At 59.9% G+C, this 25,786-nt stretch carries 22 protein-coding genes and 1 pseudogene; 9 read left to right on the top strand and 14 right to left on the bottom strand.

Features of this window, described 5'->3' with window-relative positions; all coding sequences use genetic code 11:
* The first annotated feature begins 127 nt into the window (after positions 1 to 127).
* On the top strand, positions 128 to 2,677 hold the full coding sequence (locus tag AB5Y90_RS11960) for a putative bifunctional diguanylate cyclase/phosphodiesterase (protein ID WP_368166905.1): 2,550 nt from the start codon (positions 128 to 130) through the stop codon (positions 2,675 to 2,677).
* Between the two features lie 63 nt (positions 2,678 to 2,740).
* On the top strand, positions 2,741 to 3,493 hold the full coding sequence (locus AB5Y90_RS11965; protein ID WP_064341322.1) for a class I SAM-dependent methyltransferase: 753 nt from the start codon (positions 2,741 to 2,743) through the stop codon (positions 3,491 to 3,493).
* 71 nt (positions 3,494 to 3,564) lie between these two features.
* On the opposite strand, the gene AB5Y90_RS11970 is transcribed toward AB5Y90_RS11965, so the two are convergent.
* Genes AB5Y90_RS11970 through rhlB form a run of 3 tightly spaced genes read right to left on the bottom strand, consistent with a single transcriptional unit; the run spans position 3,565 to position 6,641 of the window.
* A complete protein-coding gene (locus AB5Y90_RS11970) occupies positions 3,565 to 3,819 on the bottom strand; it encodes a Rho-binding antiterminator (protein ID WP_042054704.1) in 255 nt (84 codons plus the stop codon).
* Positions 3,820 to 3,849: 30 nt separating this feature from the next.
* A complete protein-coding gene (gene gppA / locus AB5Y90_RS11975) occupies positions 3,850 to 5,340 on the bottom strand; it encodes a guanosine-5'-triphosphate,3'-diphosphate diphosphatase (RefSeq protein WP_307895836.1) in 1,491 nt (496 codons plus the stop codon).
* Positions 5,341 to 5,351: 11 nt separating this feature from the next.
* Positions 5,352 to 6,641, bottom strand: a complete 1,290-nt coding sequence (gene rhlB, locus AB5Y90_RS11980) for an ATP-dependent RNA helicase RhlB (protein ID WP_005339414.1) — start codon at positions 6,639 to 6,641, stop codon at positions 5,352 to 5,354.
* A gap of 113 nt (positions 6,642 to 6,754) precedes the next feature.
* Between rhlB and trxA the strand changes: the two genes are divergently transcribed.
* From trxA to AB5Y90_RS12010, 6 genes are all read left to right on the top strand, one after another.
* Positions 6,755 to 7,081, top strand: a complete 327-nt coding sequence (trxA, locus tag AB5Y90_RS11985; protein WP_005339416.1) for a thioredoxin TrxA — start codon at positions 6,755 to 6,757, stop codon at positions 7,079 to 7,081.
* A gap of 204 nt (positions 7,082 to 7,285) precedes the next feature.
* Positions 7,286 to 8,551 (top strand): transcription termination factor Rho, encoded by a 1,266-nt coding sequence (gene rho, locus AB5Y90_RS11990; protein ID WP_005339417.1) that lies wholly within the window; start codon positions 7,286 to 7,288, stop codon positions 8,549 to 8,551.
* A 108-nt stretch (positions 8,552 to 8,659) separates the two neighbouring features.
* Positions 8,660 to 9,652 (top strand): hypothetical protein, encoded by a 993-nt coding sequence (locus AB5Y90_RS11995; RefSeq protein ID WP_151286472.1) that lies wholly within the window; start codon positions 8,660 to 8,662, stop codon positions 9,650 to 9,652.
* 33 nt (positions 9,653 to 9,685) lie between these two features.
* Positions 9,686 to 11,155, top strand: a complete 1,470-nt coding sequence (gene ubiD / locus AB5Y90_RS12000; RefSeq protein WP_368166906.1) for a 4-hydroxy-3-polyprenylbenzoate decarboxylase — start codon at positions 9,686 to 9,688, stop codon at positions 11,153 to 11,155.
* Between the two features lie 146 nt (positions 11,156 to 11,301).
* Positions 11,302 to 12,000 carry an NAD(P)H-flavin reductase gene (fre, locus tag AB5Y90_RS12005; RefSeq protein ID WP_042054686.1) on the top strand — a complete coding sequence of 233 codons (699 nt, stop codon included), beginning with the start codon at positions 11,302 to 11,304 and terminating at the stop codon, positions 11,998 to 12,000.
* A gap of 217 nt (positions 12,001 to 12,217) precedes the next feature.
* The gene (locus AB5Y90_RS12010; RefSeq protein ID WP_193861386.1) at positions 12,218 to 13,231 is read left to right on the top strand and encodes a sensor domain-containing diguanylate cyclase; all 1,014 of its coding nucleotides are present in this window, start codon (positions 12,218 to 12,220) and stop codon (positions 13,229 to 13,231) included.
* Positions 13,232 to 13,285: 54 nt separating this feature from the next.
* Here the strand turns inward: AB5Y90_RS12010 and AB5Y90_RS12015 are convergent, their stop codons facing one another.
* The 8 genes from AB5Y90_RS12015 to AB5Y90_RS12050 form a co-directional block, all read right to left on the bottom strand.
* Positions 13,286 to 13,543: an accessory factor UbiK family protein gene (locus AB5Y90_RS12015; protein ID WP_005339429.1), complete on the bottom strand. Its 258-nt coding sequence runs from the start codon at positions 13,541 to 13,543 to the stop codon at positions 13,286 to 13,288.
* Positions 13,544 to 13,684: 141 nt separating this feature from the next.
* Positions 13,685 to 14,518: a rhomboid family intramembrane serine protease GlpG gene (gene glpG, locus AB5Y90_RS12020; RefSeq protein ID WP_005342430.1), complete on the bottom strand. Its 834-nt coding sequence runs from the start codon at positions 14,516 to 14,518 to the stop codon at positions 13,685 to 13,687.
* Positions 14,515 to 14,838 carry a thiosulfate sulfurtransferase GlpE gene (gene glpE / locus AB5Y90_RS12025; RefSeq protein ID WP_201948262.1) on the bottom strand — a complete coding sequence of 108 codons (324 nt, stop codon included), beginning with the start codon at positions 14,836 to 14,838 and terminating at the stop codon, positions 14,515 to 14,517. The genes glpG and glpE overlap by 4 nt, the downstream gene beginning before the upstream one ends.
* A 122-nt stretch (positions 14,839 to 14,960) precedes the next feature.
* A complete protein-coding gene (locus AB5Y90_RS12030; RefSeq protein ID WP_368166907.1) occupies positions 14,961 to 15,662 on the bottom strand; it encodes an ABC transporter ATP-binding protein in 702 nt (233 codons plus the stop codon).
* 10 nt (positions 15,663 to 15,672) lie between these two features.
* Positions 15,673 to 16,446, bottom strand: a complete 774-nt coding sequence (gene livG, locus AB5Y90_RS12035; protein WP_005357323.1) for a high-affinity branched-chain amino acid ABC transporter ATP-binding protein LivG — start codon at positions 16,444 to 16,446, stop codon at positions 15,673 to 15,675.
* On the bottom strand, positions 16,443 to 17,711 hold the full coding sequence (locus AB5Y90_RS12040; protein WP_201948260.1) for a high-affinity branched-chain amino acid ABC transporter permease LivM: 1,269 nt from the start codon (positions 17,709 to 17,711) through the stop codon (positions 16,443 to 16,445). The genes livG and AB5Y90_RS12040 overlap by 4 nt, the downstream gene beginning before the upstream one ends.
* Positions 17,711 to 18,637: a high-affinity branched-chain amino acid ABC transporter permease LivH gene (gene livH / locus AB5Y90_RS12045; protein ID WP_005339439.1), complete on the bottom strand. Its 927-nt coding sequence runs from the start codon at positions 18,635 to 18,637 to the stop codon at positions 17,711 to 17,713. The genes AB5Y90_RS12040 and livH overlap by 1 nt, the downstream gene beginning before the upstream one ends.
* A gap of 66 nt (positions 18,638 to 18,703) precedes the next feature.
* Positions 18,704 to 19,825, bottom strand: coding sequence for a branched-chain amino acid ABC transporter substrate-binding protein (locus AB5Y90_RS12050; RefSeq protein ID WP_307895830.1), 1,122 nt, complete (start codon positions 19,823 to 19,825; stop codon positions 18,704 to 18,706).
* 434 nt (positions 19,826 to 20,259) lie between these two features.
* On the opposite strand from AB5Y90_RS12050, the gene AB5Y90_RS12055 reads away from it, so the two are divergent.
* Positions 20,260 to 21,264 carry a substrate-binding domain-containing protein gene (locus tag AB5Y90_RS12055; RefSeq protein WP_005355925.1) on the top strand — a complete coding sequence of 335 codons (1,005 nt, stop codon included), beginning with the start codon at positions 20,260 to 20,262 and terminating at the stop codon, positions 21,262 to 21,264.
* A 64-nt stretch (positions 21,265 to 21,328) separates the two neighbouring features.
* Here the strand turns inward: AB5Y90_RS12055 and AB5Y90_RS12060 are convergent.
* The 3 genes and pseudogenes from AB5Y90_RS12060 to glyQ form a co-directional block, all read right to left on the bottom strand.
* Positions 21,329 to 22,444 (bottom strand): annotated as a pseudogene (locus tag AB5Y90_RS12060) (6-phospho-alpha-glucosidase); the annotation flags it as partial.
* A gap of 263 nt (positions 22,445 to 22,707) precedes the next feature.
* Entirely contained in the window at positions 22,708 to 24,777 is a 2,070-nt protein-coding gene (glyS, locus tag AB5Y90_RS12065) for a glycine--tRNA ligase subunit beta (RefSeq protein ID WP_307895828.1), read from the bottom strand.
* Positions 24,778 to 24,786: 9 nt separating this feature from the next.
* A complete protein-coding gene (gene glyQ, locus AB5Y90_RS12070) occupies positions 24,787 to 25,710 on the bottom strand; it encodes a glycine--tRNA ligase subunit alpha (protein WP_005339464.1) in 924 nt (307 codons plus the stop codon).
* Positions 25,711 to 25,786: the final 76 nt, after the last annotated feature.

Consider the following 25,786-nt stretch of genomic DNA (forward strand, 5'->3'; position numbering starts at 1 on the left):
GACAAAAAGGGACCTTTTGGTCCCTTTTTTCAAGGCTTTTTAATATCTTGCTGATTGCATATTTGCACTGCCCACGGCTCTTCAGTAGAGTCGTGTTCTAACCTTCAAGGAGAGAAAGCCACTTGCCATGAGGCGAGCACTCGATTCCGTCTATCAAATCATCTCCAGTCTGGCTCATTCGAGCGGCCAGGGATATTTCGATACTTTTGTGAGTGAAATCGCCGCTGCTGTGATGGCTGATGTCGTCCTGATCGCCAGCAGGGAATCAAATGCTTCCCATCTGACGGTGCAGGCTGCCTACCCCTCCTCCCTTGACCCCGATACCCTGACGCTGCCCCTGACCGACACTCCTGATGCTATTACCTGGCAGGAGGGAGAGGCCTGGTTCAGCGATCGTCTGCTGCAGCTGTTCCCCGCGATGCCGCTTGCCGAGGCGTGGCAAGCCCAGGCCTACGCCGGGATTGCCCTCAAGGATGCGGATGGCGAGACCATCGGCGTCTGCTGTCTGCTCTATCGTCAGCCGCAGGCCAATATGGGCAAGGTGATGGGGCTGCTCAGGTTGCTGGGGCCGCTGGCCGGGCGCGAACTGGCGCTGATGTTGCAGCGGCAATTGCCGCAACCTGTGCCCGATGCCCCCCAGCTGCTGCAGAGCATGCTGTTTCAGGCCCCGGTGGGGATCGGCAAGCTCGATCTCGCCGGCCGGATTCTCTGGGCCAACCCGGCCATCGAGAAGATGCTGGGCTATCCCCTCGACGAGCTGCTTCATCGCTCCATCTCCGACATCAATCACCCGGAGGATTGGCAGCGCAGCCTTGAGTGCTACGAAGAGATCCGGCGCGGCGAGCGCAGCAGTTTCACCCAGGAGAAGCGCTACTTCTGCAAGGGGGGCGAGATCCTGTGGGGGCGGGTGACTGTCACCCTGATCCGCGACGAGCAGCAGCAGCCGGACTACCTGATGGTGCTGCTGGAGAATATCGATCCTCTCAAGCGTCATGCGGAGCAGCTCAAGCTCTCTCACCGGGTCTACGACAATCTCTCCGAGGCGATTCTGGTGTGCGATGCCGACAGCCGCATCATCTCGGTCAACCCGGCCTTCGAGCAGATCACCGGCTACAGCAGCGACGAGGTGCGGGGCCAGCGTCCCAGCATGCTCAAGTCCGGGCTGCACGATCAGACCTTCTATGCCGACATGTACCATGCGCTGGAGCGAGTGGGGGTGTGGCGTGGCGAAGTGTGGAACAAGCGCAAGAACGGCAAGCTCTATCCGCAGCAGCTGATGATCAGCACCCTGCGCGAAGCTGGCAAAATCCAGCAATATATCGCCATTTTCAGCGATCTTTCCCAGACCAAAGTGGCCGAGCAGAAGATCGCGACCCAGGCCAACTACGACAACCTTACCAGCCTGCCCAACCGCTGGCTGTTTGGCCGCTGCCTCACCCGCTTCTGCGAGCGGGGCGAGCGCTTCGCGCTCATGGTGCTCGACCTCAACAACTTCAAGGCGGTCAACAACAGCATGGATCACCATGCTGGCGATGCCCTGTTGCGGGAGGTGTCGGATCGACTGGTGAGCCGGGTGCGCACCGAAGATCTGGTGGCCCGTATCGGTGGCGATGAGTTCGCGTTCCTGGTGCCCGGCATCGTCACCCGCCGTCAGGCCGAGGTGTTTGCCAAGCAGGTGATCGGCAGTTTCGCCCGCCCCTTTATGCTGGCCAACCAGCATCTCTATGTGACCGCGACCATCGGCATGACCCTCTGCCCGGTTGATGGCAGCGAGAGCGACGAGCTGCTGCGCAATGCCGAACAGGCGCTGTTTGCGGCCAAGCGGCAGGGACGGTTGCTCGGTGCCTACTGCTCATCCATGCGGGAAGAGGTGCGCCAGCGCCACCAGATGCAGCAGGATTTGGCCGAAGCGATCAAGCTGGAGCAGCTGACGATGGCCTACCAGCCGATTTGGGACAACCGCAGCGGACGGGTCGCCAAGCTGGAGGCGCTGGTGCGCTGGTATCACCCCCAATGGGGACAGGTCTCCCCTGCCGAGTTTATTCCACTGGCGGAAGAGGCGGGGTTGATTCAGGGGCTGGGTGCGCTGGTATTGTGGCAGTCGTGCCGGGATCTGGCGCGGTTGCAGCAGTCCGGTTTCCCGGATCTGCAGATGTCGATCAACCGCTCCACCATGGAGTTTCAGACCATCGACCCCGAGGCGAGTGAGTGGCTTAAGGTGATCCAGCACTTCGGGCTCGATCCTGCCGACATCGTCATCGAAATCACCGAATCTCTGCTGATGGAGAGCAGCGATCAGCACAGAGTGCGGATCGATGCCCTGCGCGAGGCGGGCTGCAAGCTGGCCATCGACGATTTCGGTACCGGCTACTCGGCCCTCAACTATCTGCGTACTTTCCCGGTCGATCTGGTCAAGATCGACCGCTCCTTTGTGCGCCATATCCCCTTCAACGAGCAGGATAGGATGCTGCTCGACGGCATCATCAACATAGTGCACAACCTCGGCATGCAGGTGGTGATCGAGGGGGTAGAGACCCGCGAGCAGCTCAATTTCCTCTGCCAGAAGGGGTGCGCCTTCACCCAGGGTTATCTGCTCAGCCGCCCGCTGGCCTATGACGATCTCATTGATTACCTCGCTCTCAACCGTCAGGGGATGAACCTCACTGTCGTGAGCTGATCCACCGCTTCTGTTATCATGGCCGCTTCTGTACGTGCCATGAGTCTGTCTCCTATGCCCCATATTCAGGTTTTCAGTGAAGTCCCCGCCCGTGATGGCGAGCTCGACGCCCTGCGTTTACGCCTTGCCGACGTGGAGTTTCCGGCTCCGTTTGCGCTGGTACTGACTGAAGAGAGACTGGAGCTGCGCAAGCTGGACGAGCCCAAGCTGGGTGCCGTCTATGTGGACTTCGTGGAAGGAGCGGTGGCGCATCGCCGCAAGTTTGGCGGCGGTCGGGGCCAGTCCATCGCCAAGGCGGTGGGGCTCAAGGCCGGTGCCACACCGACCGTGGTGGATGCCACTGCCGGTCTGGGGCGCGATGCCTTCGTGCTCGCTTCCCTTGGTTGCAAGGTGACCCTGATCGAACGAAGCCCTGTGGTGGCCGCTCTGTTGCAGGATGGGCTGGCGCGGGCGGCACAGGATCCCGAGATTGGCCCCTGGGTCAGTGAGCGGATGCACCTGCTGCAAGGCCCGGCGGTGGACAATCTGCTGGCGCTGCCGGAGCGGCCCGAGGTGATCTACCTCGACCCCATGTTCCCCCACAAGCAGAAGTCAGCGTTGGTGAAAAAGGAGATGCGGGTGTTCCAGTCGCTGGTGGGGCCGGATCTTGATGCTGATGCTCTGCTGCCAGCTGCGCTTCAAATGGCAGAGAAACGGGTGGTGGTGAAGCGGCCGGATTACGCCGGCTGGCTCAACGAACAGAAGCCCAGCATGGCCATCGAGACCAAGAGCAACCGCTTCGATGTCTATGTGATGGCGGCGCTGGCGGCGAGTTAACAGTCGGTGCGAGTTGCGGATGCAAAAGAGGAGGGCCAACGTCATGTTGGCCCTCCTTTTTCGTATAGGATTCAGTTGGTTGGCGCGAAGCGGATCAGCTTTTCTTCCCCTTGCCAGTTCAGGCGCAGGGTCGCCAGTTCTGCCAGACTGAGCCGCTCGCCACTGTGCAGCAGCAGATACTCGACCCCTTCGCTGGCTTCGATAGTGCGGATCTTGTCATCCCATTGGCGATCATCGCGGCTGGTGAGGGTCACCGGCAGTTGCCAGCTGGCAGCAATTTCGAGCCAGTCGTAGAGATCGCAGCTGATGGGTTGATAATCCGGCATGATCGGCTCCAAAACAGGCAGGTTGCTGAGTCAGGCTTCCTGTACGCGGGTCGGCCAGCCCATCTTCTGCTGGCGTTCCACTTCAAAGCGCAGCTCGCTGGCGCGCAGGTAGTGTTCATCCATCCAGCCCTTGGGCAGGCTCAGGGTCAGTGACTCCTCTTCTGCCTGCAGGGTGAAGCTGGGCACTGTGCCCTGAGTTCGGCGCATGCAGAGGATCAGCGCGATGCGCAGGATACGGGCCAGCCGGATCGCCTGACGACCGGTGACGGCACCCTGTTTCTCCAGCGGTTCCAGCTTGAATTCGTCCCGCTGGTTGAACAGCAGGGCCGACAACAGCTTCTTTTGCGCAGGGGTAAAGCCCGGCATGTCGATGTTGTCGATGATGTAGGCGGCGTGTTGCGGTGCCTTCTTGTATTCGATACAGAGGCCGATCTCATGCAGCAGGGCGGCATAACGCAAAATCGGGCGACCGTAGCGTTTGGAGAGTCGCCAGGCCGGTTGCAGCTGGTTGAACGCCTCGACGGCGGTATCGCGCACCCGTTCGGCGTGCTCTTTATCCAGCTGATAGCGGCTGATCAGGCTGTCGGCGGTGCGATCCCGGGCATCACAGTCGTGATTGTTGCCAAGCAGACCGTAGATCAGTCCTTCACGCAGGGCGCCACCCGCGAGGGTCATGCTCTCGATATCGAGGGTTTCGAAGATGGCGATCAGGATGGCGAGACCGGAGGGGAACACGGTCAGCCGCTCGGCCGCCAGCCCTTCCAGTTGCAGCCGGTCGAGCTTGCCGCAGGCGATGGCCTGACCCATCAGCTCCTGCAGTTTCGGCAGGGTGACCCGTTCGCTCTTCCCTTGCGCCAGCATGATCTCCTGTAGCGCCTGTACCGTGCCGGAGGCGCCGACGCAGGTGCGCCAGCCGAGGGCGCGGTAATCTTCCGCCACCTTCTCCAGCACCGCCTTGGCGGCAGCAATCGCCTGCTCGAAACGGGCTTCGGAGAGCTCACCATCACCGAAGTGATTGTTGAGCCAGGTGACGCAGCCCATGTGCAGGCTGTTGAGCAGTTTCGCTTCGCTGTGCTCGCCAATCACCAGTTCGGTACTGGCACCGCCGATGTCGATCACCAGCCGGTTTCCTTCCCCGGCAGAGGTCCAAGAGACCCCTTCATAGATGGTCTTGGCCTCTTCCTCGCCCGAGATGATTTCGATGCTGTGGTTGAGAACCCGTTCCGCTTCGCTGAGGAATTCGTCGACGTTGGTGGCAAGCCGCAAGGTTGCGGTGCCTACCACCCGGATGTTGTCGGCCGGGATGTCCTGCAACTGTTCGGAGAAGAGACGCAAACAGTCCCAGCCCCGCTCCATGGCGGCACGGCTGAGACGAAATTCCGGATCGAGCCCGGCTGCGAGGCGAACCTTGCGCTTGACCTTGGCGACGGTGCGCAGGGCACCGGCGACCTCGCGCACCACCAGCATATGAAAGCTGTTGGAGCCGAGGTCGATAGCGGCATAGAGAGGCGAGTTGTGCAACGGGCCTGTCCTTAGCTCTTGCGCGGCGGACGACGACGGTTGTTGCTGTTGCCACCGCCCTGACGATCCCGCATGTTGCGGTTCACCGGCTGACGGTTGCGGAACACCCGTTTCGGCGGGGTCACGTCATCCAGCAGCGCTTCACGGTCGTACTTGCTGACCGGAATGGCGTGGTGGATGTACTCCTCGATGGCCGGCAGGTTGAAGGCATAGTCTTCACAGGCCAGGCTGATGGAGTGACCGCTCTTGCCGGCACGACCGGTACGACCGATACGGTGTACATAGTCTTCGGCGTCGTCGGGCAGGTCATAGTTGAAGACGTGGGTCACGTCAGGGATGTGCAGACCACGGGCGGCCACGTCGGTGGCGACCAGAATATCGAGCGCACCCTTGGTGAAATCCTCGAGGATCTTCATCCGCTTTTTCTGCGGCACGTCACCGGTCAGCAGACCGACGCGGTGGCCGTCGTTTTCCAGCCAGGCATGGACGTCTTCACAGACATGCTTGGTGTTGGCGAAGACGATCGCTTTTTCCGGCCACTCCTCTTCCATCAGGGAGAGCAGCAGCAACATCTTGTCTTCGTTGGAGGGGTAGAACAGCTCCTCCTTGATCCGCACGCCGGTCATCTGCTCCGGCTCTACCTGCACATGTTCCGGGTGGTTCATGTGTTCGTAGGCCAGCTCCTGCACACGCAGGGAGAGGGTGGCGGAGAACAGCATGCTCAGACGCTCGGTCGCGGGCGGCATGCGGCGGAACAGGAAGCGGATGTCCTTGATGAAGCCCAGATCGAACATGCGATCCGCTTCGTCCAGTACCACGACCTGAATGTTGCTCAGATCGATCACCTTGGACTTGAAGTAGTCGATGATGCGGCCAGTGGTGCCGATCAGGATGTCGACGCCCTGCTCCAGCACGGCCAGCTGCTTGTCGTAACCTTCACCACCGTAGGCGAGGCCGAGTTTCAGGCCGGTAGAGGCGGCGATGCTGTCGGCATCGTTATAGATCTGTACTGCCAGTTCCCGGGTGGGTGCCATGATGATGGCTCTGGGTTGATTAACCAGACGGGGCTTGGTCAGCGGGTGAGTCAGCAAATAGTTGAATGTCGCGGCCAGGAAGGCAATGGTCTTGCCGGTTCCTGTCTGGGCCTGACCGGCGAGGTCATGGCCTTCTACCAGCAGTGGCAGAGACAGTGCCTGGATGGGCGTGCAATAGTGAAATCCCTTTGATTCCAGACCAGCCAGAACTTCGGGTTCGAGGCCCATTTGGGCGAATTTGTCGGTCGTTAAGTGTGTTTTGCTCATGGCGGTAGGTTATCAGGTTAGGCTTGCAATAATAAACAGGATCATTTCAAATAGGGCAACTATTGCCTTTGTTGATATGTCAATAAAGCCTTAATTACTGACTGGAGTTGGAGATGAGTGACAAGATTGTTCAGCTGAGCGATGCCAGCTTCGAGGCAGATGTAATCAAAGCCGATGGCGCCGTTCTGGTCGACTTCTGGGCCGAGTGGTGTGGTCCGTGCAAGATGATTGCCCCGATCCTGGAAGAAGTTGCCCAAGAGTACGAAGGTCGCGTGACCGTAGCCAAACTGAACATCGACCATAACTCTGATACTCCGCCCAAGTACGGCATTCGTGGTATCCCGACCCTCTTGCTGTTCAAGAATGGCGAAGTGGCAGCGACCAAGGTCGGTGCACTGTCCAAGACTCAGCTGAAAGAGTTCTTGGACGGCAACCTGTAATAATTAAAGAGGAGCGCATTGCAATAATGCGCTCCTTGTGTTTTATCACCTAGACGCTCATCCCGATTGGTGCTAGTTTATCGCTCGTTTGCTAACCTTTTTGCCTGACTCTTTGCTAACCACAGCCTGGCAATCAAATCCGATCAGCATCAATCCAGCAGACTGTCTCCTCATTTCAATCCTTGCTTACAGACTTTCACCACTATGAATCTGACTGAATTAAAGAACACTCCTGTGTCCGAGCTGGTCAAGCTTGGCGAATCCATGGGGTTGGAAAATCTGGCTCGGGCGCACAAGAAAGATATTATTTTTGCAATCCTCAAGGCGCACGCCAAGGGTGGTGAAGATATCTTTGGCGACGGTGTGCTGGAAATCCTGACCGATGGTTTCGGCTTCCTGCGCAGTGCAGACGGCTCTTATCTGGCAGGCCCTGACGATATCTACGTCTCCCCGAGCCAGATCCGCCGCTTCAACCTGCGTACCGGCGATACCATCTCCGGCAAGATCCGGCCACCGAAAGAGGGCGAACGCTACTTCGCACTGCTCAAGGTCAATGAGGTCAACTACGACCGTCCGGAAAACTCCCGCAACAAGATCCTGTTTGAAAACCTTACCCCCCTGCATGCCAACGAACGTCTGCGTATGGAACGGGGTAACGGCTCTACTGAAGATATCACCGCCCGTGTACTGGATCTGGCTTCCCCCATCGGTAAAGGCCAGCGTGGCCTGATCGTGGCGCCGCCCAAGGCCGGTAAGACCATGCTGCTGCAGAACATCGCCCAGAGCATCGCCTACAACCACCCGGACTGTGAACTGATCGTTCTGCTGATCGACGAGCGTCCGGAAGAAGTGACCGAGATGCAGCGCATGGTGAAAGGTGAAGTGATCGCTTCCACCTTTGACGAACCTGCTTCCCGTCACGTTCAGGTTGCCGAAATGGTGATCGAGAAGGCCAAGCGTCTGGTCGAGCACAAGAAAGATGTGGTGATCCTGCTGGACTCCATCACCCGTCTTGCTCGCGCCTACAACACAGTTATCCCGTCATCCGGCAAGGTACTGACCGGTGGTGTGGATGCCAACGCCCTGCACCGTCCCAAGCGCTTCTTCGGCGCCGCGCGTAATGTTGAAGAGGGCGGCAGCCTGACCATCATCGCCACCGCGCTGATCGATACCGGCTCCAAGATGGACGAGGTTATCTACGAAGAGTTCAAGGGTACCGGCAACATGGAACTGCACCTCTCGCGCAAGATTGCCGAGAAGCGCGTCTACCCGGCTATCGACATCACCCGCTCAGGCACCCGTAAGGAAGAGTTGCTCACCTCCGGTGACGAGCTGCAGAAGATGTGGATCCTGCGCAAGATTGTCCACCCGATGGGCGAGATCGACGGTATCGAGTTCCTCATCGACAAGCTGGCGATGACCAAGACCAACGACGAGTTCTTCGACGCCATGCGGCGCCAGCAGAAGTAAGTCCGGTCAGAAAATGACGAAACCGCGGCCCTGGTCGCGGTTTTTGTTTATCTGTTTTCCGGTCGCCCTAGTAGTATGAGATCCCGATGTCACATGGATGGAGACGTCATGAAGCCTGTTTTCTGGTTATTGCTGGGGTTGCTGAGTGCAATGCCAGCCTGCGCGCAGAGTGCACCGGTCGGGGTGACAGCCGAGACGTTGCAGACGCACCAGCGCTATCTGGCGGGCCGTCTGCAGGAGGGGCAATTTGCAGCCATCGACTCTCTGCTGGCGACCCTGAGTCGCGAGCGGCGGGAGTTCCTGCTGTTGCAGCTGCTGCGGGATATTCCCGCTACCACCCCTGCATCCCCTGCGTTGCAACAGTGGGTCGAGGCTCAGGCCGACAAGGCCCCCGAGTGGCTCATGGAGCAGCAGGTCGACGGTTTTCTGGTGCAGCAACCTGTCTATGATTTTGCCGCGCAGGCCCGTCAGTTGCTGGGGGAGTGGCAGTTGCAATCACTGATGCATCGCTATCGGCAGCTGCTTGCCCAGGGCAGCTTCCAGCTAAAGTCCATCTACTACAGCAGTAACCCCGATCTCGCCATGCAGCAGCAAGCCCTGTTGCTGGCCCTCGACACCTTGCCGCAGCCGATCTGGATGCGGGAGGCGCAAGCGCTGGCCAGCCAGAATATCTATCTGCCCGACAATCACCTGTTGTTCCATCTGTTGCAGCGCACCGGCGAACCGGCGCTCTATAGCATGCTGTGGCGGCGGCCGGCAGATCAGGATGCGCTGCGCGCACTCTCCACCATTAACCGCTTTCATCACGGCAGTGCTGCCAGCGATCTGCTGATTGCCGCCAGTGGCAACGAGGGGTTGAAGGGAGCCGCCCTGCGGCAGCTGAGCGCACTCTCCCCCTTGCCGCCGCAAGCCCAGAAATACCTGCTGGCGGAACTCTCCAACCGTCAATACGGGGCGCTGGTGGCCGGTCTGTTGATGGAGGTGGACGAGCCCCAGCTGCTCTCTGCACTGGCCAGACGCCTCGGCCATCGTGACGTGCCACCCATTGCACCGAGTCTGCTACCCGATTCGGGTACACCCGATGGGCAGCCAGGGTTATAATGCGTGACCTCCTGAACCCGGTTGGGAACTTGCATGAAATACAAGGATTTGCGTGATTTCATCGCGCAGCTGGAACAAAACGGACAACTCAAGCGGATCACCCGCGAGATAGATCCCTATCTGGAGATGACCGAGATCAGCGATCGCACCCTGCGTGCGGGTGGCCCGGCTCTGCTGTTCGAAAATCCCAAAGGCTACACCATGCCGGTGCTGACCAACCTGTTCGGTACCCCGGATCGGGTTGCCATGGGCATGGGCCAGCCCGATGTGGGCGCCCTGCGTCAGGTCGGGGTCTGGCTCTCCTATCTCAAGGAGCCCGAGCCGCCCAAGGGATTCAAGGAGCTGATGGAGAAGCTGCCGATCTTCAAGCAGGTGCTCAACATGCCGACCAAGCGCCTCTCTTCCGCCCCCTGCCAGCAGGTGGTGCAGGAGGGAGAGGCGGTCGATCTCGACCAGATCCCGATCCAGCACTGCTGGCCCGGCGATGTGGCGCCGCTGGTCACCTGGGGCCTCACCATCACCCGCGGCCCCTACAAGAAGCGCCAGAACCTCGGCATCTATCGCCAGCAGAAGATCGCCAAAAACAAGCTGATCATGCGCTGGCTGGATCACCGTGGCGGTGCCATCGATTTTCGCGAGTGGCAGGAGGCCCATCCCGGTGAGCGATTCCCGGTGGTGGTGGCGCTCGGTGCCGATCCGGCGACCATTCTCGGCGCGGTGACGCCGGTGCCGGATACTCTCTCCGAATATGCCTTTGCCGGTCTGCTGCGCGGCAGCCGTACCGAAGTGATCAAGGCCATCAGCTGCGATTTGGAGGTACCCGCCAGCGCCGAGATTGTGCTGGAAGGGTATCTGGAGCCGGGTGAGATGGCGCCGGAAGGCCCCTATGGCGACCACACCGGTTACTACAACGAGGTGGACGAGTTCCCAGTCTTCACCATCACCCACATCAGCAAGCGGCGCGATGCCATCTATCACAGCACCTACACCGGCCGTCCGCCCGATGAACCGGCGGTGCTGGGTCTGGCGCTGAACGAGGTGTTCGTGCCGCTGCTGCAGAAGCAGTTTCCCGAGATTGTGGACTTCTATCTGCCGCCGGAGGGGTGCTCCTACCGGATGGCGGTGGTGACCATCAAGAAGCGTTACCCGGGCCACGCCAAGCGGGTGATGCTGGGGGTCTGGTCCTTCCTGCGCCAGTTCATGTACACCAAGTTCGTGGTGGTGTGTGATGACGACGTCAACGCCCGCGACTGGAAGGATGTGATCTGGGCCATTACCACCCGGATGGACCCGGCACGGGACACCACCTTGATCGAGCACACCCCGATCGACTATCTGGACTTCGCCTCGCCGGTCTCCGGCCTCGGCTCCAAGATGGGGCTGGATGCCACCAACAAGTGGCCGGGCGAGACCAATCGGGAGTGGGGTCAGCCCATAGTTCAGGATGAGGCGGTGAAGCAGAAGGTTGATGCCATCTGGGATGAGCTCAATATCCTCGGATGAGGCAAACATGACAGCTTTGCTGCAAAAAGTGATGCGATCCGCACTGATTTGAGTATTCTCGACTGATGGGGCCAGGGCTGCTGGTCGTCACTCCATAGTGAAACAATGAGCGAAGCGGGCCGAGCGAGCCCGCCACAAGGACAAGAATGCAACGTATCAAATGCCGCGTAGAGGAACTGCGCGAATATGTCGACACCATCTGGCATGTGGCCCTGACGCCGCAGCAAGCTATCAGCTTCAAGCCGGGCCAGTATCTGCTGGTGGTGATGAGCGATTCGGACAAGCGCCCCTTCTCCATCGCCAACTCGCCGACCCGCCCGGGCGTGCTGGAGCTGCAAATTGGTGCCACTCCCGAAAACGCCTACGCCGGTCAGGTGCTTGCCCGCATGCGCGAGCAGGGGGAGATCGAGGTCGAATTGCCGGCTGGCAAGGCGTTCCTGCGCGATGAATCTCCCCGTCCGCTGATCCTGATGGCGGGCGGCACCGGCTTCTCTTACGCCCGCTCCATTCTGGAGTACCTGATCGACACGGGCAGCAAGCGTCCGGTGTTCTTCTACTGGGGTGTGCGTCAGGCTCACTGGCTCTACGAACTGGAGCAGATGCAGCAGTGGGAGCGTGACTATGCGCCGCTCACCTTTATCCCGGTGGTGCAGGAGCCTGACGCTGACTGGACTGGCAAGAGCGGGCTGGTACACAAGGCGATCATGGATGACTTCGTCAGCCTCCACGACTACGACATCTATGTCGCCGGCCGTTTCGAGATGGCGGGTGCCGCGCGGGAGGAGTTCAAGATCCTCGGCGCCGAGCCGGAGCGCATCTTTGGTGATGCCTACGAATTTATCTGACGGGATCCCCGTTTGGATGACGCAGCCCCCGGTTTTGCCGGGGGCTTTTTTTTGTGGCTGCCGCAGTATCGGATCGCCCTGAATGGTTGGATTATCGCGGCGTTATCCCATTATTTTTCAATATTTTGACTATGAATGGCTACTAATCAAACGTAGCTGATGGCATCTTTGTGAGAGATTGACAAGAGCATCCATAGAGCAAGCACAAGGAGGCGCAGTGTTGAGTGAAGAGGGCAGGGCATCTGCGGAGGATGACAGGGGAGAGACCGGCTCTGTCGAGCGGGTCGCAACGCTGATCCCGTCCCCTCATGGCGGTGAAATGGCTCGTTTGCAGGCAGAGATCGCCGCTTTGCAGCATGAAAACGGCCTGTTGCAGGAGAAGCTCAATGCCGCCCTCGATGGCACCGGCATCTGTCTCTGGCAGGGCACCATTCCCACCGGCGAGCTGCGGGTCTTCAATCTGCAGAACTTTCAGGCCGGTGACATGGCTCCTCATTTCGATCAGTGGAGCGCCAAGCTCCATCCCGACGATCGCGCCCATGCCATGGGTAGCTACTTTGCCCACCTTGAGGGGAAAACCCCCTTCTATGAAGCCGAATACCGCACCATCAGCCCGGCCGGAGAGATCACCTGGCTGTGGGATAGGGGACGGGTCGTCGATCGGGATGGCGATGGCAAGCCGCTGCGGATCATGGGCTCCCATATCGATATCACCCAGCGCAAGGCTTATGAGCAGCGACTGGCGGAGCGTGCCAACAGCGACGCGCTGACCGGCTTGCTCAACCGGCAGGGGTTTGGCAAGGCGTTTGCCCAGCTGCAGCCGCAAGGAGCGGGGGCGCTGCTCTTTATCGATCTGGATGATTTCAAGGGGATCAACGACCAGCTGGGCCACGCCTGCGGCGATCTGGTGTTGCAGCAGATGGCGGACTGGTTGCGCCTTATTATGCCTGGCTCGGCGCTATGTGGCCGTTACGGCGGCGACGAGTTTGTGGTGCATCTGCACCGGGATGTGTCGAGCCATGGCCTGGCGCAACTGGCTGACGCCCTGATCAGCCGGATGCACGGCTATGTGCCCAAACCCGGTTGCCCGCAACGGGTGGGGCTGAGTATCGGCATCGCCCTTTGGGAGGAGGAGCCATTGAGCTTCCGACAGGCATTGGAGGTGGCCGACCGTGCCATGTATGAGGCCAAGGCACGCGGCAAGCGGGCCTGGTATCTGCTTCAGGTGTGATGCTTTTTACAGGTTCAATTCAAAGCAAAAACCCCAGCCGAGCTGGGGTTTTTGTTATTCGCCTTTGGCGCCGAGCTGCTGCTCGAGCTGAGCCAGCTTGCTTTCGAGGGCGGCCAGTTTTTCACGGGTACGCAGCAGCACCTTGGTCTGCACGTCGAACTCTTCGCGGCTGACCAGATCCAGCTTGCCCAGCTGGGCCTGCAGTACCTGACGCATCTTCTTCTCGGCCTCTTCACCCATGCTGCGAATGCCGGGCGGCAGGGAGTTGTGCACCTGCTTGGCGATCTCTTCCAGTTTCTTCGGGTCGATCATGATGTCCTCCTTAAGCGTTGGCGGACATTCTACCGACAATTCCCTCACTTTGCCGAGATCGCGGCGGCTTTTTACCATTTGTGCTGGCAAGCAAACGCCGCCCTTCGGGGCGGCGTTCTCGTTTCTGCGGCTGCTGAAAAATCAGCCCGGCTGGTGGTTGCGATCCAGCCAGCCTTGCAGCAGGCCGACCAGCAGGCCGGTCAGGTGGGCGATGTTGGCGGTGCTGGTGCCGAGCATGTCGAAGAAGCCGAGCACCATCCAGAACAGCATAAAACCCATCAATGCCGGTGGCAGAGTGAGGCCACAGGCGGGTTGCAGCTTGCTGCGCAGCCAGCAGTAGCCGAGCAGGGCATAGACCACGCCGGAGAGGCCGCCAAACAGCGGGCCGCTGGCAAAAAACTCGGCGATATTGGGCAGGGCGGCGCCCACCAGCAGCAGGATCAGCAGCTTGCCGCTGCCGAGGCGCTGCTCGATCTGGCCTCCCAGATACCACCACCAGAGCAAGTTGAACACCAGATGGAGCACCGAGAAGTGGATCAGGGCGGGGGTGAAATAGCGCCACGCCTGCCAGTCGGTGAACTGGGCTAGCGTCGGGTGGAATGCCAGTTCATCGTAGATGGGCAGGCCGATGGCCTCGATCCCGTAGATGGCGAGACAGGCGATGATGACCACCAGCGTCAGTGGCCCCGCCTGATGGAGGAAATCGGTGATGGGGTCCGTCATCCCCTTGCTGTAGTCGATGCGGGCATCGGCGCGGCCGGATTGCCAGGAGGCCTCCATGTAGCGCGGGTGGCCCGGCTCGGCCAGAAAGCGCTTCACCTCCAGCTGGGCCTGAGCGAGGCGTTGCTCGTCCGCCAGCCAGATGGTGACCCCCAGCTCGGACTGGGTCAGCTCGCAGGAGATGCCCAAGGTCGCCAGATAGTCTACCAGCGCCTGTGCCATGCGGGCGTTGTCGAGCACCAGCAGCTGGATCATGCCTCGCCTGCCTCGATGGGAAACTCCCGGCGCCACGCCTCGAAGCCGCCATCCAGACTGTAGACCTCGTCATAACCCTGTTGCAGCAGGTATTGGGCCGCCCCCTGACTGCTGTTGCCGTGATAGCACATCACGATGACCGGGGTATCGAAATCCACTTCATTCATAAAGCGCACCAGCGTGCCGTTGGTAAGGTGGAAGGCGCCGACCGCGTGGGCCGCTTCAAAGGATTGCGGGTCGCGAATATCCACCAAACGGGCTTCACCCGAGCTCAGTTTCTGGTAGGCATCATGGGCATTGATATGGGCAAACTGGTCCATCGGGATGTCCTGCGAATAGGTTGATTACGGGCCAGTGTACCGCAAGCTTGGGCGCAAACTAACCCCACAAAAGATAAGGGAGCCAGCGGCTCCCTTGTTGATATGGCATGCGGGGCAGTGGGTTAACCGCCCAGATAGGCCTGCCGCACTGCCGGGTTGGCCAGCAGGGCGGCGCCCGTGTCTTGCAGCACCACGTGGCCGTTCTCCAGCACATAGCCGCGGTCGGCCAGCTTGAGCGCCTGGTTGGCGTTCTGCTCCACCAGAAAGATGGTCATCCCCTTCTGCCGCAACTGTTCGATGGTGTCGAAGATCTGCTGGATGATGATGGGGGCCAGCCCCAGCGAGGGTTCATCCAGCAGCAGCAGGCGCGGCTTGCTCATCAGGGCGCGGCCGATGGCCAGCATCTGCTGCTCGCCGCCGGACATGGTGCCCGCCCGTTGTTGCAGGCGCTCGTGCAGGCGCGGGAACAAGGTAAACACCTGATCCAGCAGGCCATGCTGCTCGGCCTTGTCGACGAAGAAGGCGCCCATCAGCAGGTTCTCCTCCACCGTCAGGCGGGCGAAGATGCGTCGCCCCTCCGGCACCACGGCGATATCCTTGCGCATAATGCGGGCGGTGGTGAGGGAGCTGATCTGTTCCCCCTCAAACCAGATGGAGCCGCTGCTGGGCTTGGGTTCACCGCAGAGGGTCATCAGCAGGGTGGTCTTGCCTGCGCCATTGGCGCCGATCAGGGTGACGATTTCCCCCTCTTTCACCTCGACGCTGACATCGTGCAGCGCCTGAATTTTGCCGTAGTGGGTCGATACGTTGCGAAGTTCTAACATCTTGTTTTCCTTACGACTCGCCCAGATAGGCCTTGATCACTGCCGGGTTGTTACGGATCTCATCCGGCTTGCCGTGGGCCAGCGGGGTGCCCTGACTGACCACGAAGATGCGGTTGGAGATGCCCATCACCAGCTTCATATCGTGTTCGATCAGCAGCACCGAGACCCCGAACTCGTCCCGCAGGCTCATGATGAGCTCATCCAGCTCGTCGGTCTCCTTCGGGTTGAGACCGGCGGCCGGTTCGTCCAGCATCAGCAGCTCGGGACGGGTCGCCATGCAGCGGGCGATCTCGAGGCGGCGCTGCTGACCGTAGGCCAGGTTGCCGGCGGCGCGGTTGGCGAGATCCTTGAGCCCCACTTTATCCAGCCAGAAGGCGGCCCGCTCCAGCCCCTCCTGCTCCGCCCGGCGGAAGGCCGGGGTCTTGAACAGACCGGCGATAAAGCTGGTGTTGAGGTGCTGGTGCTGGGCAACCAGCAGGTTCTCCACCGCCGTCATCTCCTTGAACAGCCGCACGTGCTGGAAGGTGCGCACAATCCCCTTGCGGGCGATGAGGTGGCCGGGCAGCCCCTGGATCTCCTCACCTTTGTAGCGGATGGTGCCGCCGCTCGGGCTGTAGAAGCCGGTCAGGCAGTTGAAGATGGTGGTCTTGCCCGCGCCGTTGGGGCCGATGATGGAGATCACCTCGCCCTTGTCGATATCCAGTTTTACCCCGTTGACGGCCAGCAGGCCCCCGAAGCGCATCGACAAATCAGAGACTTCCATTAACTTCTGATGTGTACTCATTTCTTCAACTCCAGATGCGGACGGGTCATCGGCAGCAATCCCTGTGGCCGCCAGATCATCATGAACACCATCAAGAGGCCGAACATCAGCATGCGGTACTCGTTGAATTCGCGGGCCAGCTCCGGCAGCACCGTCATCACGATGGCAGCCAGCACCACCCCGATCTGCGAGCCCATGCCACCCAGCACCACAATCGCCAGCACAATGGCCGACTCGATAAAGACGAAGGATTCCGGGCTGATAAAGCCCTGCCGTGAGGCAAAGAAACTCCCCGCAAAACCGGCAAAGGTGGCGCCTATGGTGAAGGCGGTCAGCTTGATGATGGTGGGGTTGAGCCCCAGCGATTTGCAGGCGATCTCGTCTTCCCGCAGCGCTTCCCAGGCGCGGCCAAGGGGCATGCGCAGCAGGCGGTTGATGACGAACAGGGTCACCACCACCAGCACCAGCGCCATCAGGTAGAGGAAGATCACCTTGTGGTTGGCGTTGTAGGTAATGCCGAAGAAGTTGTGGAAGGTATCAAAGCCCCCATCCTTGACGGTGCGGTTGAACTCCAGCCCCCCCAGCGTCGGCTTGGGGATGCCGGATATGCCGTTCGGGCCGCCGGTCAGGGTGGTCATGTTGTTGAGCAGGATGCGGATGATCTCGCCAAAACCCAGGGTGACGATGGCCAGATAGTCCCCCCGCAGCCGCAGCACCGGGAAACCGAGCAGGAAGCCGAAGGTAGCGGCCATCAGCCCGGCGATGGGCAGGCACTCCCAAAAGCTCAACCCGAAGTAGGTGTTGAGCAGGGCATAGCTGTAGGCACCGACCGCGTAGAAGCCGACATAGCCGAGATCGAGCAGGCCGGCGAGGCCGACTACCACGTTCAGCCCCAGCCCCAGCATGATGTAAATCAGGGTGAGGGTGGCGAGATCGATGGCGCCGCGAGAGGCCATAAAGGGCCAGCTCACCGCGAACAGCAGCACCAGCACTGCGGTGAGGTTATAGAGCTTGGGCGCCTCTTCCGGGCTCGGCAGCACCAGCTTGGTAAAGCCGACCGAGAAGCCGCTGATGGAGGCTTGAAACAGCTTGGCAATCTGGCCGCGCAGCATCTGGAACCAGAAAACAATGGTGGCGCCCCCCAGCAGCCAGGCCAGCGACACATTGAGGCGGCTCACTACCTGCAGGCTGGCGCCATCGGTCTCCAGCTTGAAGCCGAGCAGCCAGAAAGAGAGCACCAGCAGCACCAGGCTGGCGATACAGGCGTGGATAAATTGATGTTTCATCACACTTTCTCCACTTCCGGACGACCCAGGATGCCAGTAGGCATAAAGAGCAGCACAAAAATGAGCAGGGCAAACGCCATCACATCCTTGTACTCGGTGCTGAGATAACCGGCGGTGAGCGCTTCAACCACGCCGAGCAGCAGGCCGCCCAGTACGGCGCCCGGAATGCTGCCGATACCGCCCAATACAGCGGCAGTGAAGGCCTTCAGACCGGCCATAAAGCCTAGGTAGGGGTTGATGACGCCGTAATACATGCCGAGCAGCACCCCGGCGACGGCGGCCAGCGCGGCCCCCAGCACGAAGGTGATGGAGATGACCACGTGGGTGTCGATGCCCAGCAGGTTGGCCATCTTGATATCTTCCGAACAGGCGCGGCAGGCGCGGCCCATGCGGGAGCGGCCGATGAACTGGGTCAGCGCCAGCATGGTGATGAAAGTCACCACGAAGATGATCAGCTGCATATAAGAGAGGCTGGCCTGAAAACCATCCTCCCCCCCCAGGGTCCAGCCACCTGAGATCAGGCTGGGCATGGCGATATCCCGCGAGCCCTGAGCCATCCGCATCATGTTCTGCAAGAAGATCGACATGCCGATGGCGGAGATAAGGGGGATCAGCCGGTTGCCACCGCGCAGTGGCCGGTAGGCGACCCGCTCGATGCTCCAGCCATAGGTGCCTGTGATGATAATACTGACCAGGAAGGCGCCCCCCAGCAGTAGAAAGGTGCTGTCGATGCCCATCATCATGAGCCCCGCCATCACCATGAAAGCGACATAGGAGCCGATCATATACACCTCGCCGTGGGCGAAGTTGATCATGCCGATGATGCCATAGACCATGGTGTAGCCAATAGCGATCAACGCATAGGTGCTGCCTATGGTTAATCCGTTCAGCAGTTGCTGAACCAGATAGAGGAGGTGTTCGGACATACTGCGTTCCCTGTACTTGCCCGCAAAGAGAGGAGGGGGTGAGCGTACTCACCCCCGATCGGCAGATTATTTGACTTGGCTGGAAGTACCGTCAGCGTGCCACTGGAACACACCGAATTCGAAGCCTTTCAGGTCACCGTTCGGTGCCCAGGTCAGGGGGCCCATCACGGTATCGATAGGTGCGGCCTTGATGGCGGCGGCAACGGCAGCCGGGTCATCTTCACCCGCCTTGGCGATACCGGCGGCCAGGGTTTGCACCGCGGCATAGGTAGTCCAGACGAACGGTCCGGAGGAGTCCTGACCCTTGGCCTTGAACGCCGCCACCAGCGGGGCGTTGGCAGGCACCAGATCATACTTGTTCGGCAGGGTCACCAGCAGGCCTTCAGAAGCCGGGCCACCGATGGCGGAGATATCCTTGTTACCCACCCCTTCCGGGCCCATGAACTTGGCTTTCAGCCCCTTCTCGCCAGCCTGACGCAGGATCAGACCCAGCTCAGGGTGATAGCCGCCGTAGTAGACGAAATCTACGTTCTCTTTCTGCAGTTTGGCGATCAGGGCGGAGAAGTCCTTGTCACCGGCGGTGATCCCTTCAAAGGCCACCACTTTCACGCCAGCCTTGTCGAGCGCCGCTTTCACGCTGGAGGCTATGCCTTCGCCATACTGCTTCTTGTCGTGGATAACGGCCACGCGCTGGGGTTTGACCTGCTCGATGATGTATTTGGCGGCAGTCGGGCCCTGATCGCTATCCAGGCCGATGGTGCGCAGGGTCAGCTGGTAACCGCGCTCGGTGATCTTGGGGTTGGTGGAGGCGGGGGTGACCATCAGGATCCCCTCGTCTTCATAGATGTCGGAGGCGGGCAGGGTGTTGTCGGAGCAGAGGTGGCCGACCACGAACTTGACGCCGTCATTCACCACCTTGTTCGCGACAGCCACCGCCTGCTTGGGATCGCAGGCATCGTCATAGACGACCGCTTCGATCTGCTTGCCATTGATGCCGCCAGCCTTGTTGATCTGCTCAACCGCCATCTTGCCGCCGGTGAACTGCATGTCCCCGTACTGGGCAACCGGACCGGTGACCGGGCCTGCGATACCGATCTTGATGGTGTCTGCCGCGTGGGCGATGGAGATCGATCCAAACAGAGCCAAAAAAACCGCTGCGCCAACTGTGATTTTGCTCAACTTATGCATTGATTCGTCCCTTAATCAGTGGATTGTTTCATTTCCGTGTGCCATTCCGGATCTACATCCCGTGCATCCGGCTATAGGTATGGTTCTATCATTCCTCACGGGGCAATAACAAGCTGTTAAAGATACTAACCAGAGGGGGTTGGATGGGTGTATTTTGAAATAAATGACCTGTTATTTTCGTCTAATTAGAGCTTAATTTTGATTTGTTGACTTAACATCTTGGTAACGAGAGGCGATTCTGACAAACGCCAGAGGATTAATCTGGCGATATTTTACTCTGACGGCGCTCCCATTTTGACCACAATCCATTTGCGCAAACAGAAATGAGCGCCTAAATTAGCCGGCATTGACAATTCCGTGGCAGAGCTCGTTAAAACCAAGCCTTTATTCGGGAAATCTGCTAATGTTCCGCCTTTGACAGTCAGGAGACAGAGATGGCCACTATCAAGGATGTCGCCTCGCGCGCAGGCGTATCCATCTCCACCGTCTCACATGTGCTCAACCACACTCGGCGGGTCAGCGAAGACGCGACCCAGAAAGTGATTGAGGCGGTGGCAGAACTCAACTACGCGCCCAACTCGGTAGCGCGCAGTCTTAAAATAAATTCGACCAAGACCATTGGTATGCTGGTGACCACCAGCGTAAACCCCTTCTTCGCAGAAGTGGTGCAAGGGGTTGAAGCGTACTGCTTCGAACAGGGCTACAGCCTGATCCTCTGCAACACCGAAAACCAGCCGCCTCGCCAACAGCATTACCTGAGAATGCTGATGGAAAAACGGGTGGATGGCCTGCTGGTATTGGGTACCGATATCGACACCCCGTTGCGCGACATGCTGCGCATCCACAAGAACGTGCCGCAGGTGGTACTGGATTGGGGAACGGAGTGCGATTTCGCCAACGTCATCAACGACAACGCCCGCATCGGCGCCCGCATGGCCGTTCGCCATCTGCTGGAGCTGGGGCACCGCGACATCGTCTGCATCACTGGCCAGCTCTCCAAGCCGACCACCCAGCAGCGACTGGACGGGGTGCGTGATGCGCTGGGCGAGCACGGTCTGACCCTCAAAGATGAACAGGTCTTTGAAGGGGATTACGAGAGCCAGAGCGGCTTCGATGCCATGCAGCGCATTCTGGCCCTGCAGCCTCGTCCGACCGCGGTCTTTGCCTTCGACGATCCTATGGCGATCGGCGCGATTTGCGCTGCCTGGGAAGCCGGAGTCAAGGTGCCGGACGATATCTCCATCATCGGCTACGACGATGTGGAGATGGCGCGCTTCTCCAGCCCGCCGCTGACCACCATCCGTCACCCGAAGGCCGAACTGGGCCAGCTGGCGGTGAAGCATCTGGTCAGCCGGATCCGCAACAAGGAGCTGGAAGTGGAATCGATGACGGTTCAGCCCGAGTTGATTGTCCGCCGCTCGGTCAAACCGCTGCGTTAATCCGCACCCGTTGCCAACACGAAAAACCCCCTCTGTCACGAGGGGGTTTTTGTTTATGGGCGGTTTATTTCAGTTCCGGCCAGTAGGCTTTGTTGGCCTCTATCAAGTCATCGAGAATGGACTTGGCCACCGAGGCGCTAGGTACTGTCTTGGAGAGGGTGATGGCTTGCCACAGCTTCTGGTAAGAGTGCTCGACCCAGGCTTCGACCACCAGTTTCTCGACCGCGACCTGCTGGCCCATCATGCCCTGCTGGAACAGCGGAATGCTGCCCACCTGCAACGGCTCTGGCCCGCTGCTGCCGACCAGGCAGGGGATCTCGACCATGGCTTCCGGGTCAAAGTTGGGGATGGCGCCGCGATTGGGTACGATCAGCAGCATCCGCTCCTGAGTGTTGAAGGCGATGGCGGTTGCCAGATCCACGATATAGGAGGCGTGTTCATCGATCTCCAGCTCGCCAGCTGCTGAGTTGCCTGCCTTGACGATCTCGGTACAGGCGGTGAAGACCTGCTTCTCGCGGTGCTCCATTACTTCGTTGGCGCGAGTGTGTTCCGGGTTGGAGTGGGCCACCACATAGTCCGGGTAGAGGTAGTACTTCAGATAGGTGTTGGGCAGGGTATCCGGGTCGAGCGCCCATACATCCTTTGCCTTGGCGAAGGTATCGTTCCAGCTGGCTTCGGCATGACTGGCGCTGTTGGGCACATAGCCGTGGCGGGCAACGTGCTCCTTGATCTTCGGCATCAGGTCGTTGCCTTCCAGATCCTCGATGCGGGTCCACCAGCCAAAGTGGTTGAGGCCGTAGTAGCGTACCCGCATCTCTTTGCGGGATTTGAGACCGGCAATCTGGGCCATGCGCCCCTCGATCCCGATCGGCATGTCGCAGATGTTGAGAATTTTGGCGTTGGGACGCAGGCGACGGGTCGCTTCGGCGACGATGGCGGCCGGGTTGGAGTAGTTGAGCATCCAGGCATTGGGTGAGTACTGCTCCATATAGTCGACCAGCTCCAGCACCCCGCCGATGGAGCGCATGCCGTAGGCGATACCGCCCGGGCCGCAGGTCTCCTGACCGACCACCCCATGACGCAGCGGGATCTTCTCGTCCAGCTCGCGCATCGGATATTTGCCAACCCGGATATGGGCCATGACGAAATCTACATCGCTAAACGCTGCTTTGGGGTCGGTGCCATAGGGAGGGTGCGAATAAGCACCCTCCACAACGAAACTGAAAAATTTAGTTTATTAAATTCAAATGCTTACAAGGGCGCATTTTTATGTTTGGTGACTTATTCGCACCTTCCCTAGAGGGGTATCACACCCCTCATTGATAATGATCGCAAGAGATACGAAATACTTGATAGTCCTTAATTCTCATAATACTGTAGTCGGCAATTCATAAAAAACGGCGCCTTACGGCGCCGCTTTTAATATCACTTACCCAACCAAGATCACTGCAGCAGGGAGATATCCGCGACTTGCAGGAACAGGTTGCGCAGGTTGTTCAGCAGTGCCAGACGGTTGGCCTTGAGGGCGTCGTCGTCGGCCATCACCATGACTTCGTTGAAGAAGGTATCGACCGGCTCGCGCAGGGCGGCCAGACGGGTGAGGGCAGCCTGATAGTCACCGGCGGCGAACAGCGGGGCCAGTTCGGCTTGCAGTTCGGCAACCTGGGTGGCCAGCGCCTTCTCGGCGGCATCGACCAGCAGTTCCGGTTTGACGGCAGTCGGCAATTCGCCTTCGACCTTGGCCAGAATGTTGCTCACGCGCTTGTTGGCGGCAGCCAGTGCCAGTGCGGCATCCAGGGTGCGGAAGTGGCTGACGGCCTTGACGCGACGATCGAAGTCGAGCGGACGGGTCGGGCGGCGGGCCAGTACGGCCAGCACCACATCGGCACCGATGCCTTCGTCCTGATAGGCGGCGCGGAAGCGGCCCAGCATAAAGTCGACCACGTCGGTGACGACGGTTTTGTTGGTCAGCTTGTCGCCGTAGACGCGTACCGCTTCTTCAACCAGTTCAACCAGATCCAAGTCCAGCTGCTTCTCGGTCATGATGCGCAGGGCACCGATGGCGGCGCGACGCAGGGCGAACGGGTCCTTGTCACCCTTCGGCAGCATGCCGATGCCGAAGATACCGGCCAGGGTGTCGAACTTGTCGGCCAGCGCGACGGCGCAGGCAACCAGACCGGACGGCAGGGCATCGCCGGCAAAGCGCGGCATGTACTGCTCGTTGAGGGCCACAGCGACCGCTTCGTCTTCGCCATCGTGACGGGCGTAGTGCATCCCCATGACACCCTGGGTGTCGGTGAACTCGCCGACCATGTTGGTCATCAGGTCACACTTGGAGAGCAGACCGGCACGCTTGGCCTGAGCCACGTTGGCGCCGATACGCTCGGCGATAAAGCCGGCAACGGTCTCGATACGCTCGACCTTGGCCTTGACGGTACCCAGCTGTTGCTGGAACAGCACGGTTTCAAGGCGCGGCAGGCGGGAGGCCAGGGTCTGCTTCAGGTCGGTCTTGAAGAAGAACTCGGCGTCAGAGAGACGGGGGCGAACCACCTTCTCGTTGCCGCTGATGATCTGGCTCGGGTCTTTGGACTCGATGTTGGTGACGAAGATGAACTTCGGCAGCAGCTTGCCGTTCTTGTCATAGACCGGGAAGTACTTCTGGTCACCCTTCATGGTGTGCACCAGCGCTTCAGCCGGCACGGCCAGGAACTTCTCTTCGAAGTTGGCGGTCAGCACCACCGGCCACTCGACCAGTGCGGTCACTTCTTCCAGCAGGGCGTCGTCCAGATCGGCTACGCCACCGAAGGCGGCAGCGGCCGCTTCGACGTCAGCCTTGATCTTGGCCTTGCGCGCCATAAAGTCGGCAATCACCATGCCGCGCTCCTGCAGGATCTGCGGGTACTGGCTGGCGTTGTCGATGGTGAACTCGCTCTCGCCCATAAAGCGGTGACCGCGAAGGGTGCGGGCAGAGTCGATACCCAGAATGTGGGCGGGAACCAGCTCGCCATCCAGCAGCAGGGTCACGGTGAAGACCGGACGCACGAACTGGATGGTCTTGTCGCCCCAGCGCATCATTTTCGGGATCGGCAGTTTGGCCAGTGCGGAGGCGACCAGTTCGCCCAGCAATTCTTTGGCCGGACGACCTTCGACCTTGGCGGTGTGAACCAGCCACTCGCCCTTGTCGGTGACCAGACGCTCGGCCTGCTCAACTGTGATGCCGTTGCCACGGGCCCAGCCTTCGGCAGCCTTGGTCGGCTTGCCTTCGGCATCGAACGCCTGCGCTACGGCCGGGCCGCGCTTCTCGACGCTCTTGCTCGGCTGTTCGCCGGCCAGCTCGCTCACCTTCAGCGCCAGACGGCGCGGTGAGGCAAACCACTCGACGTCGCCAAAGGCCAGATCGGCCTTGGTCAGTTCGGCTTTGAAGTTGTCGGCAAAGGCTTCGGCCAGGGAGCGCAGGGCTTTGGGCGGCAGCTCAGCAGTACCGATCTCTACCAGAAATGTATGTTGTGCCATGTCCGTTCCTTAACCTTGCTTGTTCTCACTGCGCTGACACATAGGGAAGCCCAGCGCTTCGCGGGAGGCGTAGTATGCCTCTGCCACGGCCTTGGTCAGGGTGCGAATGCGCAGGATGTAGCGCTGACGCTCGGTGACCGAGATGGCCTTGCGGGCATCCAGCAGGTTGAAGGAGTGAGCGGCTTTGAGGATGCGCTCGTAGGCAGGCAGCGGCAGCGGTTTTTCCAGTGCCAGCAGATTCTGGGCTTCCTTCTCGTACTGCTCGAAGCAGTGGAACAGGAACTCCACATCGGCGTGTTCGAAGTTGTAGGTGGATTGCTCCACTTCGTTCTGGTGGAACACGTCGCCGTAGGTGGTCTTGCCCAGCGGGCCGTCAGACCAGACCAGATCGTAGACGCTGTCCACGCCCTGAATGTACATGGCCAGACGCTCGAGACCGTAGGTGATCTCGCCGGTGACCGGCTTGCACTCGAGGCCGCCAACTTGCTGGAAGTAGGTGAACTGGGTCACTTCCATGCCGTTCAGCCACACTTCCCAACCCAGACCCCAGGCACCCAGGGTCGGGTTTTCCCAGTTGTCTTCCACGAAGCGGATGTCGTGGATTTCAGGGTCCATGCCCAGCTCTTTCAGGGAGCCCAGATAGAGTTCCTGAATGTTGTCGGGGGAAGGCTTGATGATCACCTGGAACTGGTAGTAGTGCTGCAGGCGGTTCGGGTTTTCACCGTAGCGGCCGTCAGTCGGACGGCGGGACGGTTGCACGTAAGCGCAGGCGATGGGCTCCGGGCCCAGGGCACGCAGACAGGTCATGGGGTGGGAAGTACCGGCACCCACTTCCATATCCAGCGGCTGAATGATGGTACAGCCCTGGCGGGACCAATAGTCCTGCAGCTGCAGGATCAGGCCCTGAAAGGTTTTGACATCGAATTTTTGCATAATTTTTTTCGCGCGAAGTGAAAATCAGAGCAAGATTTGCTGAATGTGAACCGAGGGAGTATACCGTCTGGCATGG

Origin of the sequence: Aeromonas sp. R4-1 (genome assembly GCF_040908325.1) — a bacterium.
In the GTDB taxonomy this organism is placed as follows: Bacteria; Pseudomonadota; Gammaproteobacteria; order Enterobacterales; family Aeromonadaceae; genus Aeromonas; species Aeromonas veronii.

What these genes read in the sequence shown, in the direction of transcription:
- AB5Y90_RS11960 (WP_368166905.1), top strand. Translation starts at nt 128, where the DNA reads ATGAGGCGAGCACTCGATTCCGTCTATCAAATCATCTCCAGTCTGGCT.
- AB5Y90_RS11970 (WP_042054704.1), bottom strand. Translation starts at nt 3,819, where the DNA reads ATGCCGGATTATCAACCCATCAGCTGCGATCTCTACGACTGGCTCGAA.
- rhlB (WP_005339414.1), bottom strand. Translation starts at nt 6,641, where the DNA reads ATGAGCAAAACACACTTAACGACCGACAAATTCGCCCAAATGGGCCTC.
- trxA (WP_005339416.1), top strand. Translation starts at nt 6,755, where the DNA reads ATGAGTGACAAGATTGTTCAGCTGAGCGATGCCAGCTTCGAGGCAGAT.
- rho (WP_005339417.1), top strand. Translation starts at nt 7,286, where the DNA reads ATGAATCTGACTGAATTAAAGAACACTCCTGTGTCCGAGCTGGTCAAG.
- AB5Y90_RS11995 (WP_151286472.1), top strand. Translation starts at nt 8,660, where the DNA reads ATGAAGCCTGTTTTCTGGTTATTGCTGGGGTTGCTGAGTGCAATGCCA.
- ubiD (WP_368166906.1), top strand. Translation starts at nt 9,686, where the DNA reads ATGAAATACAAGGATTTGCGTGATTTCATCGCGCAGCTGGAACAAAAC.
- fre (WP_042054686.1), top strand. Translation starts at nt 11,302, where the DNA reads ATGCAACGTATCAAATGCCGCGTAGAGGAACTGCGCGAATATGTCGAC.
- AB5Y90_RS12015 (WP_005339429.1), bottom strand. Translation starts at nt 13,543, where the DNA reads ATGATCGACCCGAAGAAACTGGAAGAGATCGCCAAGCAGGTGCACAAC.
- glpG (WP_005342430.1), bottom strand. Translation starts at nt 14,518, where the DNA reads ATGATCCAGCTGCTGGTGCTCGACAACGCCCGCATGGCACAGGCGCTG.
- glpE (WP_201948262.1), bottom strand. Translation starts at nt 14,838, where the DNA reads ATGGACCAGTTTGCCCATATCAATGCCCATGATGCCTACCAGAAACTG.
- AB5Y90_RS12030 (WP_368166907.1), bottom strand. Translation starts at nt 15,662, where the DNA reads ATGTTAGAACTTCGCAACGTATCGACCCACTACGGCAAAATTCAGGCG.
- livG (WP_005357323.1), bottom strand. Translation starts at nt 16,446, where the DNA reads ATGAGTACACATCAGAAGTTAATGGAAGTCTCTGATTTGTCGATGCGC.
- AB5Y90_RS12040 (WP_201948260.1), bottom strand. Translation starts at nt 17,711, where the DNA reads ATGAAACATCAATTTATCCACGCCTGTATCGCCAGCCTGGTGCTGCTG.
- livH (WP_005339439.1), bottom strand. Translation starts at nt 18,637, where the DNA reads ATGTCCGAACACCTCCTCTATCTGGTTCAGCAACTGCTGAACGGATTA.
- AB5Y90_RS12050 (WP_307895830.1), bottom strand. Translation starts at nt 19,825, where the DNA reads ATGCATAAGTTGAGCAAAATCACAGTTGGCGCAGCGGTTTTTTTGGCT.
- AB5Y90_RS12055 (WP_005355925.1), top strand. Translation starts at nt 20,260, where the DNA reads ATGGCCACTATCAAGGATGTCGCCTCGCGCGCAGGCGTATCCATCTCC.
- glyS (WP_307895828.1), bottom strand. Translation starts at nt 24,777, where the DNA reads ATGGCACAACATACATTTCTGGTAGAGATCGGTACTGCTGAGCTGCCG.
- glyQ (WP_005339464.1), bottom strand. Translation starts at nt 25,710, where the DNA reads ATGCAAAAATTCGATGTCAAAACCTTTCAGGGCCTGATCCTGCAGCTG.